Below are 16,343 nucleotides of genomic sequence, written 5' to 3'. Positions count from 1 at the left end.
CGACGGGAGCCCTTGGATGATCGACGAAACGGCCGTCCCCGACTGGCCGGTGGTGACGATCCGGATGTCGCCCGACGGGCGTGCCGAGGTGGACGGCCAACCCGTCGTCCACGGTCCCGGCGAGGATGCCAGGGACGCCGCGATGAGCCGGGCCGCCCACGCCGCGCAAGGGCTCGGGCGTCCGGTCCGCGTCGATGCCCGGGAGGCCGACGGGACGCTGTTCCCGCTCATCGTCGATCCCACCGGAGCGGTCACCGAGGCGGGGCCGCCCGTACCGGCCGCCTCCGAGCGGCGCGGCCTGCTGCGGCGGCGCAGGAGCACGGTTACCGAAGAACTCCCGAGGCCGCCGGCGGCATACGCGGAACCTCCGCGACACGAACCGGAGTTCGTGCCCGCGAGCGCAGGCTCGGCCGGCCCGGTCCGGGCCGTCGCCCACCCGTCCGAGGTCACCGGAGACCCGTCGCTGCCTCGGCCGGGCGTGCACCACGTACAGGTCCTCGACCAGGTACGCGGTCTCGCGGAGTCGGGCGACCACCCCGCGGCGCTCCGCCTGCTGGCGGAGCTCCAGCCGGACGCCGATGCCGAGGAGGCCGTCGCCCTCGGCGAGATCCGGGCGTATCTGGCGTTCCTCGAAGGCGATGCCGTACGCGCCACCCGCCTGTACACGGATGCGGCACTCGCCTGGTTCCGGCTGCGCACCGCGGTGGACGGGTGGGTCCTGGGCCTCACCGAATGTGCGCACTACAGCTGGGGCCACGTCGACGACCCGGATCAGGCGTTCGGCCTCGGATGCGAACTCGTCGCCGCCTACCAGACATTGGGCATCACCGATTCCCCGCGCGCCCACGTCGCCCGGGCGAGGCTGGAGCAGACCCGGGACCGGCTGCTCTAGCACACGGGTCCCGGCCCCGCGGCCGCATCACGCGCCGGACCGACCGACCGGTCGGATCACTCGGAGTACTCGGAACAGTTGGACCAGGCCGGCAGGCCAGGCAGGCCAGGCAGGTCAGTCGGCTGAAGCCAGGCCCGTGGTCGTGGGCCCCTTGGTGGTGGATCCGGCCGCGCGCCCGGCCGGCGACGGCAGCACATTGAGCATGGGGTGCTCCGCGACCTCCGGCGGTGCGGGCAGCAACGGCAGGGGTTCGGGCGGGAATTCGCCGTGGCCGCTCTCCGGGTCGCAGGCGGCGAAGGGCCCGTACGTCGGGTCCATCAACTGGCGCATGTGCGGGTCCGCGTGGTCCAGCCACCAACGCGACAGGCCCACGGCCGGATCCCCGCGCATGTGCTCGAACGAGCGCCACAACACGGACAGCCGGGCGATCGCCTCCGGGTGCTTCCACCAGGCAGGGCACCAGATGGCGGTGGCCCGGTTGAGCCTTCTGCGCAGGACCTCCGCGAGGTAGTCGCGTACGAACGCCTCCAACGAGTCGAAAGCCGGTTCCGGGTCCGCCGGTTCGGCTACCAGGATCATGCGGCACTCGCCTTCCCGGGAACCGCCTCGGTGCGAGGCGCCGGCCCGTGTTCCAAGAGCGATGCGCGGATCTCCGTGGCGTGGTCGCCGTCCCACCACGGCACGGTCCGCACAAGAGCGGGCGGGCTTCCGCTGACCTGCACGAACGCGCGTCCGCGCGGCAGCGACGCCAGGTCGGGGACGTCCAGCACCGGTTCGGAGCGGGACCCGGTGCTGATGTTGCGCTTCCAGACGTCGCTGGTGGAGTAGCTGACGCCGACGGTGTGCGGCTCGAACACCCCGGAGGCGGAAGACAGATCGGCGAGGAACTTGGTGTCAAGTACGCCGCCGCCGTACACGCGCACGTTGGCGGCGCCCCACAGCTTCGCCATGCCGGTCTCGCCCCACGCGGACACCCCTTGGGCCCACGACTGGAGGATGGTCATCATCACAATGCCGCGCGATCCGAAGTGCGAGTACTTGTCGGGCAGGGCCTTCCACGGGCAGACGTTCGCGGCCTCGTCGAGGACGAAAAGCATGGGGGTCGGCAGTCGGCCGCCGGGCCCGGCGGTGCCCTGGTTCTCCGCCTCTTCGGCCAGCGCGGCGGTGAAGACGGTGATCAGCGGCGCCGCCATCTTGTTCGTCTCCTCCGACAGCAGGTACAGGCTGTCGGTCGCGTCGCGCACGAACTCCTTGTAGCGGAACCGGGGTCGGCTGGGGTCGCTGCCGGGTGTCACCCACTCGGTCATGCTCGGTGCGGTCAGGAACGACGCCATCTGCGCGGCGGTGCCGTACACGCCCGCGCGCTGCCGCTCGGGCGAACTCACGATCGCCAGCACCGAGTCGGCCGAGAGCGTGTGGCCGTGCGCGCGCAGGATGCGTACCGGGGCGTCGTCCGCGGGCCGGGTGAGCCAGGTGTAGACGGCGGTGATCACCCGTCCGTCCAGCGACGCGGCGAGCAGCAGGTTCGCCAGCAGCTCCTCCGCGGCGGGCTCGAAGTACGCGTCGCTGCGCACGTGTTCGGCGCGGTTGATGGACGCGATGCGGCTCGCCGTCTTCACCGCGAGGGTGATCTTGCCGTTCACGTACTCCAGCGGGTCCCAGTACCAGGACGGCGGCTCGTTGGCCTGGTTCTGCGGGTCGAAAACCCACACGCGCCCGCGGCGGGCCCGCGAGTTCCGGGTGGCGTCGACGACGTCGCGCTTGTTGGACGTCACGACGACGGCGCCGGGGGCCGCCACGATGTTGGGGATGGCCCGCGCCGAGGTCTTCCCGGTACGCGGTCCCCAGATGTCGACGTGCATGTCCTCCCAGGAACCCCACAGCATTTGGCCGCCGCGCACGAGGCGGCCCACCGCGACACCGGGAGGGTCCACATGCCCGTAGCCGATCTTGTCGGCGGTCTCGCGTACGCCCCGCGTGGTGGTGGCCATCAGGTCCCGCGGCCTGGCCAAGTACGGGATCGCGCGGTCGATCTTGACCCGGCGACGCTTGCGGAGCAGGACCGACACCCCCACCATCAGCGCCGAGCTGAGGAAGGCCGCGCCGAGCAGGGACGCGTACAAGGTGGCCTTGGCCCCGGGCCACGTGTAACGGCCGTTGCGCAGGTGCCAGATCATCGTGATGGGCGACGCGGGCGGCTTCGGCGCACCCGCCGGCGTGGCCAGGTAGGCACCCAGCCAGACCACCCCGCAGCCGAGGAAAGCGACGACCACGAGGCCCAGGAGCACGTGGAGTTCGCTGAACGGGTACGGCCCGCGGCGACGGGTCGTGGCGCTCATCGCAGGATCCTTCCGAAGCCGGTGCGGGTGGTGCGGGTGGTGCGGGTGGTTCGGGTGGTTCGGGTGCCGCGGTGGGGCGGCGGTGCGGCGTACCTCACGGGACGTGCCGCGGGGTCTGCGGGGGCCGCAGCCCGGTGGGCACCTGGACGCCGAGCGGCAGCGCGGCCGCGAACGCGGCCGCCTGGCAGCCGTAGGCACGGCGCAGTCGGACCTGCGTGCCCAGGGACAAGTGGTCCAGCGCCGCGTCTCGGGCTTGGCGCACCGTCGCGTACGTCGCGGTCAGAAGTGTCGTCGGGCGCATGGCCCGTGAGCCGCCGTGCGGTGGGGCGTGGCCCGCGACGGGGCGTCGGTGCAACAGCGCGAGCCGCGTGGTCGTGGCACCCGGCAGGCCGTCCCCGACCAGGCCGGCGAACGGTTCGTGGTCGGGGGCGCCCGACATGACCCACGTGACGGAGGCGCATCCGTCGTGCGCCAGGTGGTCCCAGGCGTCCAGAGACGAACGCGGCGCTGCCTGGCCCCACTTGGGTCCCTCCGCGGCCGAGGCCGGCATCGCGTCCACCATGCGGGCGACGCTCGGGTCGTACGCGCTGCGCACAAGTCCGCTCAGCGCCTGGGTGGTCAGCGGCACGACGGCCGTGTCCAAGGCGGATTCCAGGGTGGAGCAGACTCGTGGCAGCGCTGCGCCGACGATGGCGGCCGCCTCGACGGCCCCCGTCCCGCCGAGGCGCCACCGGGACCGGCGTCCCTCGGGTGCGGTACGCCAGGTCAGCCCGACATGGCCGCGAAGGCCGGTCGGGTCGACCCGGACCGCGACGGTGGCGGCGACGAGGTGGGGATGGTCGCCCAATGACGCGATCACCTCCGTCCAGTTTTCCGCCCACTCGGACACGGCCCGTGCGGAGACGGCCGACTTGGAAGCGGATGGGGACCCGGCACGCTCGGGCCCGGCACGCCCGGACCCGGTGGCGCCCGGCCCGAGCGTGTCGCCGCCCTCCGCCGTGAGCACCGCGGTGTGCGTGCCGGGTGTGGCGGCGAGCAGCGCGTACGGTCGCCCGTAGGCGTCCCGTGCGGCCACGAGCCGGTGCGCGAAGGCGAGCCCGGGCAGCCGGACCGCACCCATGGGCGTGGCCTCGACGGCCCGTGCCCGGCGGGGGGCGTCGCGCGCGGGCCCGGTGCGCTCGGCACCCGGGGACTTGACACGGTTCGTCATCGCAGGATGTCTCCGCCGATCGTTCTCGCGGGCGGCGCGGTCGGCCCGGACCCGCATGCACGCGGCGGTGCACTCCAGACGGGCCGGGCGCCGTGCCGACGCATTAGGAAAACATCGGCCCCGAGGGGGAGTTGCGGGCGCCGTGCCGCCCACCATCCGGCCCCTCGCCCGAGTTCGTCAAGATGCCTCGGGCAAATCCCGTGGTACACCCCGGAATTGTGGCGCGTTTGTCCAATCAAGCCTGCTCGGGGCGTTCCTACACTGGACGGGTCAGCGACCGGACCGCATTTACGCACGGGCAAGGCCGATACTTCGCGCAGGGTGGGTCATATGGACGCGCTATTGAAACTCTGGATCTCGTGGGACGTGTCGCTCGGCGCGCCCATGGCGCCTGCGCCGCCCCCGGCTCCACCGCCGCCGGACAACTCGAAAACGATTCTGGAACCCGGCGGGGCGCATATTCCGGAAAGCCTCACCGGAGGATTCTCCAAACTCCTGGCCTTCGGGTCGTGGATCGTCCTCGGGCTGTGCGTGGCAGGGCTCCTGGCCACCGCCGGACGCATGGCGTACGCCCACAAGACCGGCGGCGAGGTGCACATTCCCGGCCTGCTGATGCCCATGGCCGCGTGTGTCATCGTCGGCTCTGCCTCGGCGATCGTCGGCATCGTCGCCGGACCTTGACGGACGGCGGGCGGCTTCCCGCGCCTGCCGGCGCCCGCCCATGAGCCTCTCGGGCCTGCCTGTGAGCTTCCCGCGAGTCGTCGCGCGTTGACCCGCGAGGCGTCCCGCGCGCATTCCCGCGAGCGCCCTGGGTGCTCTCGCGCGCGCTCTCTTTCGGCCGTCGGGCGGGATCCGCCCCGGTCCCGGCAACTCCCCCAGTGGAAGACGGAGATCCCCTTGTTCGGTCGCAGGCGAGGCGAGCGCGCCACGGACGGCGCGTGGCGCGCCGATCGCGGTTCACTCGCCCAGCCGGGCTTCATCGGCGCCGCGCTGGTGCTGGTCATCGTGCTGGTCTTCGCGGTGCTGCTGATCGTGGACGTCACCACGACCGCTCCGCGGGCGGCCGCGGCCGATCCCGCCGGGAGCAGTGGCCCCGTCGCGGGCGCGGGGGACGGCGGCACCTCTCCCACCCCACCGCCCAATCCGGCGGCCCCCGGCGTGACGGTGCCTCCGCCGCGGCCCGCCGCCTCCTCGGACGGCTCGTGCCCGGCCTTCCAGGACAGCCCGACCGCGCAGCCCACGAAGGTGCCGTCGCACATCGAATGGGTGGACTACCGCGGGCTCATGGTGCCGCTGTCGCGGATGGCCGGACCGGCCGAGCGGGTCGGCAGCGTCGCGCGCTGCTTCGCCCCGACGCCCGCGGGCGCGCTGCTCGCCGCCGCGAACATCGTGATCCGGCATCCGGTCGCGCCCGACTGGCGCAGCCTGGTCGAGCGGCAGGTGGTGCCGGGTCCGGGGCGGGACGCGTACGTGCGGCTGCGCGAGCAGCAGCCGGGCCCGACCGTCGACTCGGTGGTCCCGCCGGCCGCGGACCGACTGGCCCGGCTGGCCGGCTTCAGATTCGTCAGCTACTCCCCGCAGTCCGCCGCAGTGGCCCTGCTCTTCCGCATGTCGAACGGCGAACTGCGGGCGAGCGTCCACACCGTGCTGTGGGCCGAAGGGGACTGGAAGCTGCAGATGCGCGACGACGGCTCGGACGCGTTCATGGAGCAGATCGCCACCGGCCCTGAGGGCTACGTCGAATGGGGAGACGCATGACCGGCGCGCGTCGCTCCGCGAAGGCCGTGCTCGTCCTGCTGGTGCTGGGACTCCTGCTCGGGCTGCTGCCCGGCTCCGTCCCGAGCGCGACCGCGGAGGAGACCGGCCCGTCCGACCTCAAATACGAGGACTCGTGCATCTACATCCCGATGAACATCAGCGGATCGCAGTGGTATTACGTCTGCCCGCAGCAGAACTGGTCGACTTCGGTGGTGCTGCGGAACGAGAAGAACGAGCGTATCAACGGGTGGTGGCAGCCCGACAACATCTCCGGCGGACCGCCCTGGTTCAACTTCACGTCGGGCACCGAGGAGTACAAGGACCTGGTCGCCGAGCAGGAATCCTGGGCGGGGCTGTGCACCGAGCAGTGCGCCGGTCAGACGGACAAACGCGCGGTCGCCCCGAAAAGCGACACGTACGGTCCGGATTCGTTCTGGGGAAACAACAACGAGAACGCGGACGCCAGCAGTCCCTGTGAATTCCTGAAACCGCGGACGCAGCGCAAGATCAGCTGCGTCGACCCGCGCGTCGACCCGAACAAGCCCGAGGACCGCAACAAGTCGCTGTGCCCGGAGGACCGCCTGCCCGGCGGCGGGCCGACCAGCCTGTTGGAGAAGTGCCGGGCCGCCACCAAGGCGTTCCACGACCACTTCAAGTACGGCGAGCGCACCCCGGAACAGCCGAGCGCCTGCGGCACGGTGGCCGCCGCCGCGTGCGACCGAGGCGACTCGCGGCCGGTCACCACCGCCGGGTACGACCCGTCGATCAAGTTCCTCGACGACCCCATCGCGTGGACGAAGGTGAACCTCGGCGCCGCGGCCGCCACCGTCTCCACCTGGTGGGTCAACTCGCCCGACCCGGTCATCAACAACGACACCGGCTACAAGCTGGAGCAGAACGTCGACTTCCTGGTCCGGCACACCAACGTCATCACGTACTTCCTGGTGATCGTCTCGATCCTGATCGCGGCGGTCCGGATGGCGCTGACCCGCGACGCGACGCCCGCCCGCGACGTCCTGCGCAGCATCGCGACTCTGATCGTCGTCTCGGGCCTGTCCGTGATGGTGGTCAACGCGCTTGTCCGGGCCTCGAGTTACTTCTCGTCGTGGGTGCTGATCCGCGGCCTGGACCCGAGCAACCCGCAGGAGATCACGCCGGAGAACACCAGCAAGGCCACGAAGGAGGCGCTGGCCACGCTCACCGGCGCCATCTCCGACTCGAACCTGAACTTCTTCGTCTTCCTGATCGTCGTCGTGTGCCTGATCGCCAGCAGCCTGATGAACTACTTCTACATGACCGTGGCGTTCTTCATGGTCATCGTGCTGACCGGCACGCTGCCACTGGCCACCGCCGCCACCAACACGGAGGCGGGCCGCAGTTGGATGCGCGGGCACCTGTCGTACCTCGCGGCGTTCATCCTGCTCAAACCCGCGACCGTGCTCGTCTTCGTCGCGGGCGCGCGCATGTGGGCGCCGCAGACGAACGACCCGCTCACCACCGAGATGCAGTTCCGCGGGGTGTTCGTGCTGATGCTCATCACCATCCTGCTCCCGGCACTGCTCCGGATCGTCACGCCCATCGTGAGCCCGGCCGCCGGATCGGACGGCGCCAACGCGGCGCTCGCCGGCGGCATGCTCGTCACCGGGGCCAAGGCCGTGGGCGGCGCCACCAAGGTCGTCGGCAAGATCATCCGCCGTTAGCCCGGCGCGGCGGAACGGACCCTACCCGGCAAGGCGAGGCACCCGTCATGGACTCCACCCCCACCACGGAACCCCTGGGACCGCGGACGTACGGCAACTGGCGCAAACCGCTGTCGCCCGGCATCGGCGGCATCGGCGCGGCGGGCACCCTGCTGCTGTTCACCGGGATGCTGCTGTTCATCATCGTCATGTTCGTGTCGATGGTCATGGCCGTCGGCGTCGCGGTGGTGTTCGGAATCGCCCTGCTGCCTCTGGTGTTCCGCGACAAGCACGGCAGGAACGGCCTCCAGCGCATCACCGCGCGGGTCGCCTGGATCCGCGGGAAGCTGGCCGGGAAGCACCTGTTCCGTTCCGGCCCGCTCAGCGAAATCCCGTCGGGGACTTGTGAGTTGCCCGGTGTCGGCGCGGCGTCCTCGGTGTACGCGTCCACCGACGCGCACGGCCGCCCGTTCGCCCTGGTGTCGTTCCCGGGGGTCGGCCACCACACTGTCGTGCTGTCCTGCGAGGCCGACGGAGCCTCGCTCGTGGACGGCGACCAGATCGACACCTGGGTCGGCTACTGGGGGCAGTGGCTCGGCCAACTCGGCCACGAACCCGGGCTGGTCGGCGCGTCCGTCACCATCGAGGCGGCACCGGACTCCGGCGAGCGGCTGCGCCGCGAGGTGACCGACAACCTCGCCGCCGACGCCCCCACCGTGGCCATCGACGTGCTGCGCGAGGTGGTGCGCTCGTACCCGAAGGGCTCGGCCAGGCTGTCCACGTGGGTGGCCCTGACCTACTCGGGTGTCTCCCGCATCAGCGGCGCCCGCATGTCCGTCGACGAGGTCGCCGCCGGGATCGGGTCCCGGCTGCCGGGGCTGTGCGACGCCTTGCAGATGACGGGTGCGGGCCCTGCCCAGCCCATGACGTCGCGCGAACTGGCGGAGGCCGTACGCGTCGCGTACGACCCGCGCGCCGCGGCCACGCTGGAGCGCAGCCACGGCGAGGGCGAGGAGATCCCCTGGTCGGAGACCGGCCCGATGAGCGCGGTCGAGGCGTGGGACCACTACCGGCACGACAGCGGCTGGTCGGTGACCTGGTCGATGTCCGAGGCCCCGCGCGGCGGCGTGTTCTCCTCGATCCTGCTGCGTCTCGTGCTGCCGCACGCCGACATCCTGCGCAAGCGCGTCACCCTGGTCTACCGGCCGCACGATCCGGGCACCGCCGCCCGGCTCGTGGAACGCGACCGCAAGGACGCGCTGTTCAAGGCCAAGCAGGCGAAGATCCCCAACGCGCGCGACTCGGTGGCGGTACGCGCCGCCGAGCAGGCGGCCCACGAGGAGGCCACCGGCGCGGGCGTGGTGCGCTTCGGGATGTTCGTGACCGCGACTGTCGACTCCGCCGAGGCGCTCAAGCTCGCGGCGTCGACCGTGGACAGCCTCGCCTCGTCGTCGCGCGTCCTGCTCCGCCGCGTCTTCGGCGCGCAGGCCACGGCCTTCGCGGCGACCCTGCCGCTCGGCCTGGTGTTGCCGTCGCACCTGCACGTACCGCAGAAGCTCAGGGAGTCGATATGACCGCCTTCGAGGCGGCTCCGGGACGGCGCCGGGGCAGGACTTGGTGGGGGAGCGGGGGCCGGAAGGGCGGCGGCTCCGCGGCCGGTGCCGCCGGATGGCCGGCGGGCGAAGGACCGGGCGGTGTGGTTCCAGGCGCCGGCATGCCGGGTGGCGGCATGCCGGGCGTCGGGTTGCCGGGCGCGGGGGGCGGCCTCGTCCCCCCGGCGCGCGGGCACGACGGATGGGGCCGCGGCTCGGCGGCGTACATCGAGGCCGCCCCCGAATGGCGCGCGACGACCGTGCAGGCCTGCGGACTCTGGCCGTTCGGCGCGGGCTCGGGAACACCCATCACCGGCGTGCCGATCGGCCACACCCTCACCAGCGCCGCGACGTTGTGCTGCGATCCGATCAGCTGGTTCCAGCGCGCCAACCTCATCCTCAACCCCAGCGAATTCGTGCTCGGCAAACCGGGGTTGGGCAAGTCGACGATCGTCCGGCGGCAGGCGCTGGGACTGTCCGGGTACGGCGTGCAGCCGCTCGTCTTCGGCGACCTCAAGCCCGACTACGTCGACCTCATCCACGCGCTCGGCGGCCAGGTCATCACCCTGGGCCACGGACGCGGCTACCTCAACATCCTCGACCCCGGCGAAGTCGTGGACGCCGCACCGCGGTTGCCCGCCTCCGCACGCCAGGTCCTGCTGGCCGAGGCGCACGGACGGCGGCTCAACGCCGTCGCGTCGCTCATCACCGTGCTGCGCGGCCACGCCCCCACCGACCGCGAGGAGACGGTGCTCAACACCGCCCTGCGGATCCTGGACGAACGGCACGACGGCGTACCGGTGTTGGCCGACCTGCTCGCGGTCATCAGGTCTGCGCCGCCGGAGGTCCGGGCCGCGGCGCTGGACCGCGACGACATGACCCGGTACCAGGCGATCACCGAGGAGTTGGAGGCCTCGCTCGTGGGACTGGTCGGCGGCGGCCGCATGGGCACGATGTTCTCGAAGCCCACCACCGAGCCGATGCGGCGCGACCGGCCGGTCTGCTTCGACATCAGCAGCCTCGACGACAACGAGATGCAGCTGCAGGCCGCCGCGCTGCTGGCCTGCTGGACGTACGGGTTCGGAGCCATCTCGGTGGCCCAGGCGCTGGCCGACGCCGGCCTCGAACCGCAGCGGAACTACTTCGTGATCCTGGACGAGCTGTGGCGCGTGCTGCGTGCGGGCCGGGGGCTCGTCGACCGGGTCGACGCGCTGACCCGCCTCAACCGGCAGCGCGGCGTGGGCATGGCCATGATCACGCACACGATGTCCGACCTCGTCGCGCTGAGCGCCGAGGAGGACCGCATGAAGGCGAAAGGCTTCGTGGAGCGCGCCGGGATGGTGATCTGCGGCGGCCTGCCCCGGGCCGAAATGCCGCAGCTGACCGACGTCGTGGGCATGACGGACGCCGAGCAGCGCATGATCGTCGACTGGGCGACGCCGCCGTCGTGGGACGCCGGAACCGGACGCAAGTCCGCCCCGCCCGGCCTCGGCAAGTTCATGGTCAAGGTCGGCGGCCGTCCCGGCATCCCGGTCGCGGTCACCCTCACACAGGCCGAACTCGCCATCAACGACACGAACCGGCGGTGGGCCAAGTGAGCCGTACGCGCGCCGCCGCGGTGCTCGCCGCGCTGGTGGCGGTGCTGGTCGTCGGCCCTGTCGTCGGGCCCGCGGTCGGACCGGGCGTCGGTACCGCGGCGGGCGCGGTCGGAGGGTCCGACGCGCCCGCCCGCCCCAACCTGCTGCCCGCCGACGACGACATGCACGAATGCGCGGGCCGCGACGACTCGTTCTTCGTACCCGAGGACACCGCGGGCAGCCGGTTCCTCTGGTACTGCCGCAACGGCAAGCAGGGCAGCGGGTTCCGGCCGACCACCAGGGAGAGCGACTGGGTCAACGACAAGGACGACGACATGAGCCTGGGGCGCTGGGCCGCCCGCAACGGCTCGCCGGACGGCAGCGTCGACTTCGCGAAGCTCCGCGACGAACCCTGCGACACCTTCCGCGGCGGCAACGGCCTCGAACGGCGGCAGTGCCTCAACTTGCACGGCCTCCGCACCGAACGCGCGCAGGGCGTGTGCACCCAGTGGCGGAAGCTGATCGACGACCTGTCGCGCTCGGATCCGCAGAACGTGCCGCCCTACAACGACGCCCAGGACGGCGCGGTCATCTCGCAGTGCGACACCGACAATCCGGTGCTCACCGGGGCGTACCGCGTCAAGCCGCGTATGGACAGCAACCAGTACAGCCGCACCGACTTCAGCGCACCTCCCGGGGTCACCAAGCCGCTCGGCGAACTGCTCTCCGTCGGTACGTGGATCGCCCTCAGCGCCAGCGTCGTCGGCATCCTCATCTCCGCCGGCCGCCTCGCGCTCGCCCGATCCCGCGGCGTCGGCGAGACGGCGCAAGGGGCCTTCGTGGTCCTGGCCGCATCGGTGCTCGCCGGTTCGTCGACGGCACTCGCCCAGTTTTTCCTGTTCGCCTGAACGCCTCGCCCGCACGCAGTTCCTCCGCACCGACTCCTGAACGCGCTTGAGGCCGCCCGTACTTACCCCGAACGCCCGATGACCCGAGAGAGGAACGCGCATGGCCGGCATCCACGAAGGAACGGCGCCGATGGTCACCGTGGCGGTGGCCGGACTGACCCAACTGGTCACCGCCGCGGGGGACGTCGGCGCCAAGGTCGTGTCGGAGGTACGCAAACCCATCGCCGCGCTGGTCAGCGCCCCGGCCCGGGCGCCGTCCCAGGGCGTCGCGATGGGCAAGGAAAAGTCGTTCGGCGGCTGACGCCATGCGAGCCATGCTTCTGGCCGGGCCCTTCCTCGGGGTCCTGGCCGTCGTCGCGTTCTTCCTCGGGTCCTGCACCTGGATCCCCGAAGCCGCCGAGGCCTACCGGGAAGCCGAGGTGGAACGGCAGGCCAGCACCGGGCGTTCGGGCGTGCTGGCGGTCGACGTCGTCCCGGTGGCCCATCGTTCGTGGATCGAGAAGGCGGGTGCCATGTGCGCCGAGGTCTCCCCGGCGCTGATCGCCGCCCAGATCGACGCCGAGTCGTCGTGGAACCCCAACGCGGTGAGCCCGGTGGGAGCGCAGGGGTTGAGCCAGTTCATGCCCGGCACCTGGGCCACGTTCGGCCGCGACGAGAACGGCAACGGAGTCAGTCCGTTCGACCCGGCGGACGCGATCATGGCCCAGGCCCGCTACGACTGCCAACTCGCCGCCGAGATCAAGCAGATGCAGAACGGGACCTGGAAGCTGCGCTGCTTCGACGAGCGGCTGGGCCGCCTGATCCAGGCGCCCGTCGCGGGTGAAGTACGGGGCGATGTCCTGGAGTTGATGCTCGCGGCGTACAACGCCGGACCGTGCGGCGTGCGCATCCACCGGGGCATACCTCCCTACGCCGAGACACAGAGGTATGTGGTCAAGATCCTCAAGCTGCTGGAGAAATACTCCGCCCCGCTCCCGGCCCCCATCGCGGACCCGGTCGCGGTGGGGAGCTTTGTCGCCAACGTGCTGCGCATCGCGCACGCACAACTGGGCCTGCCGTACGTGTGGGGCGGCGGCAGCATCAACGGCCCCGACAACGGCTCGCGCGACCGCCCCAACGCGGAGGGCGAGACCGGATTCGACTGCTCCGGTCTCGTGCAGTTCGTCTTCTACCAGGCGACCAAGCACCTGCCGCAAGGTCAGCGCCTCATCATGAGCCCACCGGCGAACGCGCAGGCACAGTACGGCGCCCCGGTCGCGCGCAACGACATGCGCGCCGGCGACGTGATCGCCTACCGGAACAAAGGGACCAGCCAGTACAGCCACATCGCCATCTACATCGGCAACAACCAGATCATCGAGGCACCGCAGGACCCGCTGCGCGTGCGGATCTCGCCGGCCTCCATCTACGACGACAAGGACTGGATGATCCGCCGCTACACCGTCAACGGCTACACGGAGCCGGTATGAGAACCGCCTGGAACCCCGCGGAGATCCGCAGCCGGACCACGCTCGGCACGGCAGCCGCCGCGCTCGTCCTGTCCGTCGCGTCGCTGAGCGGACTGACGGCATGCTCGTCCGGATCGCCGTCGTCCGCGCCGCCGACCGAACCTGCGTTCGCGACAGGGCCGTTCCCGGTGCACGGCGCCGCGACCGGGAGCGTGACCCCGTTCCCCCCGGGCGGCGGCGGCCCCACCGGGACCGTCGGCTCGCCGCCAGGCCCGGTGCCCGCCACCACCTCCGTAGCCCCGGCCACACCATCCCCCGAATTGTCCGCCTCCGCCCAGCCGCTCCCGGTGCGCAGCCCCGCCCCGGCGCCGCCCGGCGTCCCGGCTGCGGGCGAAGTGAACCGTGCGGACGCGGTGGCCACCGCACGCGCGGCCGTCGTCACCATGTGGGCGTCCGACACCACCACCGACGCGGGCGAACGGGAGGCGTCCCTGCGCGCGGCCCCGTACCTGACCCCCGAGTTCGCCGCCCAGCTGCGACGCGATCCACCGGTGGCCGGGCCAGGCGCGGAATGGCGGGAGTGGGCGGCGCACCGGGCGTACGTGTCCGTCACCGTCGAACTCGCCGACGAGATGGGCCGGCCCCCGGACACCACGAACACGTCTGTGCACACCTTGCAGGTCACCGCCACACCGGTCGGCCGCGACGGCTGGAAGGGCACCCCGCTCACCCAGACCGTGATGATCTCCTTGTCCCGCGCCGACGGCGCCCCCTGGGCCGTCACGTACCTCCAGGTGAGGATGTAGCCCACCCCCGAAACAGCCCCCGCACGCCCACCCGCCCCTCAACCCCACACCCCGCGCAGCCACAACGCCCTGCTGCGAAGGTCACCCCAGCACGCGTCATTGTCGATGTAGCCCATCCCCGCAGCAGCCTCCGCGCGCCCGCCCGGCCCTCCGGCAACCGCACCCCGCGCCGCCGCAACGCCCTGCTGCGAAGGTCCCCCCAGCACGCGTCATTGTCGGTTAGGGGCGGGGTGGGGGGATTTCGCTGGGGGCGTACATGCTGCTGTGGTTCGGGGTGGGCTGCCTACGATGGGGTATGGCCGAGACTGTTCCGCTGTTTCCGTCCACTGCCGACCCGTCCGTTGTCGCCCCGGCGAGCGCGGATCCTGTGACTGCGGGCCGCGCGCCTTCGGGGCGTGGCAGAGGTGCCGACTCGAATGCCGACCGGCCGAACGGCGGGCGTTCGGGGACCGACGGCGACGTGCCCGGCAGGGGCGCGCCCCGGCCGGCGGGTGCGCCGGTGCGGGAGCCGTTGTGGCGCCATGTCCTCGGCGACCAGTTCCGTACGCTCCGCCACGAGCGCCGCGAGACCCTTGTCGAGACGGCGGGCCGTGCCGGGGTGTCCCCGCAGTACCTCTCCGAGGTGGAACGCGGCATCAAGGAGCCGTCGAGCGAGATGATCGCGGCGCTCGCGGGCGCGCTGGACGTGACGCTGGTCGAGTTGACGATCGCGGTGAGCGAGAACCTGCGGAGTGCGGCGTCCGTCGGTGTCGCCAATGCCGTCCACCGGTCGCCGGTCTGCCGGGCCGCGTACGCCCTGGCTGTGTGACGTACCGCGCGGGGCGTCGGCGGGTGCGTCCGCCGGCCCCGCGCGGATCGCGGGCCGGGTTGCGGCGCGGGTCAGCGCTCCGCGATGACCTGGTCGACGAGGCCGTACTCCTTGGCGCCGGCGGCCGTGAAGACCCGGTCGTGGTCGGTGTCCGCGCGCAGCGCGTCGGTCGTCTGCCCGGTGTGCCGGGAGAGGATGCGCTCGATGTCGGCGCGGACGCGTACCACCTCGTCGGCCTGGAGGATCAGGTCCGGGATCGCACCGCGACCCTGAGCCGCGGGCTGGTGGAGCACCACGCGCGTGTGCGGCAGGGCGGCGCGCTTGCCGGCCTCGCCCGCCGCGAGGAGGACCGCGCCGACGCCGATGGCCTGGCCGACACACGTGGTGGCGATGTGGGGGCGGACGTACCGCATGGTGTCGTAGATCGCGAGCATGGCGCTGGGGTCGCCGCCCTCGCAGTTGATGTAGAGCTGGATGTCCTGCTCGTGGTTGTCGGCCTCCAGGAACAGCATCTGGGCCACGAGCGCGTTGGCGACGCCCGCGTCGATGCCGGTGCCCAGGTAGATGACGCGTTCCGCCAGGAGGTGCGAGTACACGTCCATGATGCGTTCGCCGCGCGAGTTGCGTGTGATGACGTTCGGGATCGTGTAGGTGCTCACCGCGGGCCTCCTCGGAATCCGGTGTTGGCGGCGGTCCGTGCCGCGCCGCTCGGGGCGATGTCGTCGAACTGCTCGACGATCGCGTCGACGAAGCCGTAGTCGAGGGCTTCCTGCGCGGTGTACCAGCGGTCGTGCAGCGAATCCTCGAAGATCCGCTCGACGGGCTGCCCGGTGTCCTGGGCGATGAGGCCGAGCACCGTGTCGCGGGTGTGGCGCAGGTCGTTCGCCTGCAGCTCGATGTCGACGGCGGTCCCGGCGATCCCCGCCGAGCCCTGGTGCATGAGCACGCGGGCGTGCGGCATCGCGCGGCGCCTGCCCCGGGTACCTGAGGAGAGCAGGAACTGCCCGGCGCTGTACGCGATGCCGAGCGCCAGCGTCGAAACGTCGCACGGGATGACCCGCATGACGTCGCGGATCGCCAGCATCGAGGGCACCGACCCGCCGGGGGAGTGGATCCACAGGGAGATGTCCGCCGACGGGTCGTCCGCCGCGAGGCTCAGCAACTGGGTCGCGAGGAGAGCGCCGTTGTCGTCGTCCAGCGGGCCGTCGAGGACCAGGACGCGCTGGTCGTAGAGGTCACGCCGCATACGTTCGTGGAACATCGGAGGCTTGCCGTTTTCGCTCATGCCTCCACCTTGCGCGCCGCCGCAGCCCTGTGACCTCGGTA

Annotated in this window: 16 protein-coding genes; 11 read left to right on the top strand and 5 right to left on the bottom strand. The window is 71.8% G+C overall.

The features are described from left to right. Positions 1–16: 16 nt before the first annotated feature. Positions 17–892, top strand: coding sequence for a hypothetical protein (locus AB0C36_RS09015; RefSeq protein WP_358351445.1), 876 nt, complete (start codon positions 17–19; stop codon positions 890–892). 114 nt (positions 893–1,006) lie between these two features. Here AB0C36_RS09015 and AB0C36_RS09010 read toward each other — a convergent pair whose 3' ends face one another. From AB0C36_RS09010 to AB0C36_RS09000, 3 genes are all read right to left on the bottom strand, one after another. Next, positions 1,007–1,471 carry a DUF4913 domain-containing protein gene (locus tag AB0C36_RS09010; RefSeq protein WP_358351443.1) on the bottom strand — a complete coding sequence of 155 codons (465 nt, stop codon included), beginning with the start codon at positions 1,469–1,471 and terminating at the stop codon, positions 1,007–1,009. Beyond that, positions 1,468–3,231 (bottom strand): type IV secretory system conjugative DNA transfer family protein, encoded by a 1,764-nt coding sequence (locus tag AB0C36_RS09005; RefSeq protein WP_358351440.1) that lies wholly within the window; start codon positions 3,229–3,231, stop codon positions 1,468–1,470. The genes AB0C36_RS09010 and AB0C36_RS09005 overlap by 4 nt, the downstream gene beginning before the upstream one ends. 94 nt (positions 3,232–3,325) lie before the next feature. Beyond that, entirely contained in the window at positions 3,326–4,441 is a 1,116-nt protein-coding gene (locus AB0C36_RS09000; protein ID WP_358351437.1) for an SCO6880 family protein, read from the bottom strand. 330 nt (positions 4,442–4,771) lie between these two features. Here AB0C36_RS09000 and AB0C36_RS08995 point away from each other — a divergent pair, with 330 nt between their 5' ends. From AB0C36_RS08995 to AB0C36_RS08950, 10 genes are all read left to right on the top strand, one after another. Beyond that, a complete protein-coding gene (locus AB0C36_RS08995; RefSeq protein WP_358351434.1) occupies positions 4,772–5,122 on the top strand; it encodes a hypothetical protein in 351 nt (116 codons plus the stop codon). A gap of 216 nt (positions 5,123–5,338) precedes the next feature. After that, on the top strand, positions 5,339–6,199 hold the full coding sequence (locus tag AB0C36_RS08990) for a DUF8175 domain-containg protein (RefSeq protein WP_358351431.1): 861 nt from the start codon (positions 5,339–5,341) through the stop codon (positions 6,197–6,199). Further along, positions 6,196–7,899 carry a hypothetical protein gene (locus AB0C36_RS08985; protein ID WP_358351428.1) on the top strand — a complete coding sequence of 568 codons (1,704 nt, stop codon included), beginning with the start codon at positions 6,196–6,198 and terminating at the stop codon, positions 7,897–7,899. Before AB0C36_RS08990 ends, AB0C36_RS08985 begins: the two co-directional genes overlap by 4 nt. Before the next feature lie 47 nt (positions 7,900–7,946). Further along, positions 7,947–9,452, top strand: coding sequence for an SCO6880 family protein (locus tag AB0C36_RS08980; protein WP_358351425.1), 1,506 nt, complete (start codon positions 7,947–7,949; stop codon positions 9,450–9,452). Positions 9,453–9,574: 122 nt separating this feature from the next. After that, on the top strand, positions 9,575–11,068 hold the full coding sequence (locus AB0C36_RS08975; RefSeq protein WP_358351422.1) for a putative type IV secretion/conjugal transfer ATPase: 1,494 nt from the start codon (positions 9,575–9,577) through the stop codon (positions 11,066–11,068). Then, positions 11,065–11,955, top strand: coding sequence for a hypothetical protein (locus tag AB0C36_RS08970; protein WP_358351419.1), 891 nt, complete (start codon positions 11,065–11,067; stop codon positions 11,953–11,955). The genes AB0C36_RS08975 and AB0C36_RS08970 overlap by 4 nt, the downstream gene beginning before the upstream one ends. 100 nt (positions 11,956–12,055) lie before the next feature. Continuing rightward, positions 12,056–12,256: a hypothetical protein gene (locus AB0C36_RS08965; protein ID WP_358351416.1), complete on the top strand. Its 201-nt coding sequence runs from the start codon at positions 12,056–12,058 to the stop codon at positions 12,254–12,256. A gap of 4 nt (positions 12,257–12,260) precedes the next feature. Then, entirely contained in the window at positions 12,261–13,424 is a 1,164-nt protein-coding gene (locus AB0C36_RS08960) for an NlpC/P60 family protein (protein ID WP_358351413.1), read from the top strand. Then, the gene (locus tag AB0C36_RS08955) at positions 13,421–14,209 is read left to right on the top strand and encodes a hypothetical protein (protein ID WP_358351411.1); all 789 of its coding nucleotides are present in this window, start codon (positions 13,421–13,423) and stop codon (positions 14,207–14,209) included. Before AB0C36_RS08960 ends, AB0C36_RS08955 begins: the two co-directional genes overlap by 4 nt. A gap of 499 nt (positions 14,210–14,708) precedes the next feature. Further along, positions 14,709–15,017, top strand: coding sequence for a helix-turn-helix domain-containing protein (locus AB0C36_RS08950; RefSeq protein WP_358351408.1), 309 nt, complete (start codon positions 14,709–14,711; stop codon positions 15,015–15,017). A 71-nt stretch (positions 15,018–15,088) separates the two neighbouring features. Here AB0C36_RS08950 and AB0C36_RS08945 read toward each other — a convergent pair whose 3' ends face one another. Beyond that, on the bottom strand, positions 15,089–15,676 hold the full coding sequence (locus AB0C36_RS08945; protein WP_358351405.1) for a ClpP family protease: 588 nt from the start codon (positions 15,674–15,676) through the stop codon (positions 15,089–15,091). Next, positions 15,673–16,302: a ClpP family protease gene (locus AB0C36_RS08940; protein WP_358351402.1), complete on the bottom strand. Its 630-nt coding sequence runs from the start codon at positions 16,300–16,302 to the stop codon at positions 15,673–15,675. The genes AB0C36_RS08945 and AB0C36_RS08940 overlap by 4 nt, the downstream gene beginning before the upstream one ends. Between the last annotated feature and the right edge of the window lie 41 nt (positions 16,303–16,343).

The sequence above is a fragment of the Streptodolium elevatio genome (genome assembly GCF_040649515.1).
Lineage (GTDB): Bacteria > Actinomycetota > Actinomycetes > Streptomycetales > Streptomycetaceae > Yinghuangia > Yinghuangia elevatio.
Note: the sequence above shows the minus strand (reverse complement) of the source record. Positions and strands in the feature narration are given on the sequence as shown.

Coding starts and splice junctions, on each gene's coding strand:
- AB0C36_RS08995 (WP_358351434.1), top strand. CDS start 4,772: ATGGACGCGCTATTGAAACTCTGGATCTCGTGGGACGTGTCGCTCGGC.
- AB0C36_RS08985 (WP_358351428.1), top strand. CDS start 6,196: ATGACCGGCGCGCGTCGCTCCGCGAAGGCCGTGCTCGTCCTGCTGGTG.
- AB0C36_RS08980 (WP_358351425.1), top strand. CDS start 7,947: ATGGACTCCACCCCCACCACGGAACCCCTGGGACCGCGGACGTACGGC.
- AB0C36_RS08960 (WP_358351413.1), top strand. CDS start 12,261: ATGCGAGCCATGCTTCTGGCCGGGCCCTTCCTCGGGGTCCTGGCCGTC.
- AB0C36_RS09015 (WP_358351445.1), top strand. CDS start 17: ATGATCGACGAAACGGCCGTCCCCGACTGGCCGGTGGTGACGATCCGG.
- AB0C36_RS09010 (WP_358351443.1), bottom strand. CDS start 1,471: ATGATCCTGGTAGCCGAACCGGCGGACCCGGAACCGGCTTTCGACTCG.
- AB0C36_RS08940 (WP_358351402.1), bottom strand. CDS start 16,302: ATGAGCGAAAACGGCAAGCCTCCGATGTTCCACGAACGTATGCGGCGT.
- AB0C36_RS08965 (WP_358351416.1), top strand. CDS start 12,056: ATGGCCGGCATCCACGAAGGAACGGCGCCGATGGTCACCGTGGCGGTG.
- AB0C36_RS09005 (WP_358351440.1), bottom strand. CDS start 3,231: ATGAGCGCCACGACCCGTCGCCGCGGGCCGTACCCGTTCAGCGAACTC.
- AB0C36_RS09000 (WP_358351437.1), bottom strand. CDS start 4,441: ATGACGAACCGTGTCAAGTCCCCGGGTGCCGAGCGCACCGGGCCCGCG.
- AB0C36_RS08955 (WP_358351411.1), top strand. CDS start 13,421: ATGAGAACCGCCTGGAACCCCGCGGAGATCCGCAGCCGGACCACGCTC.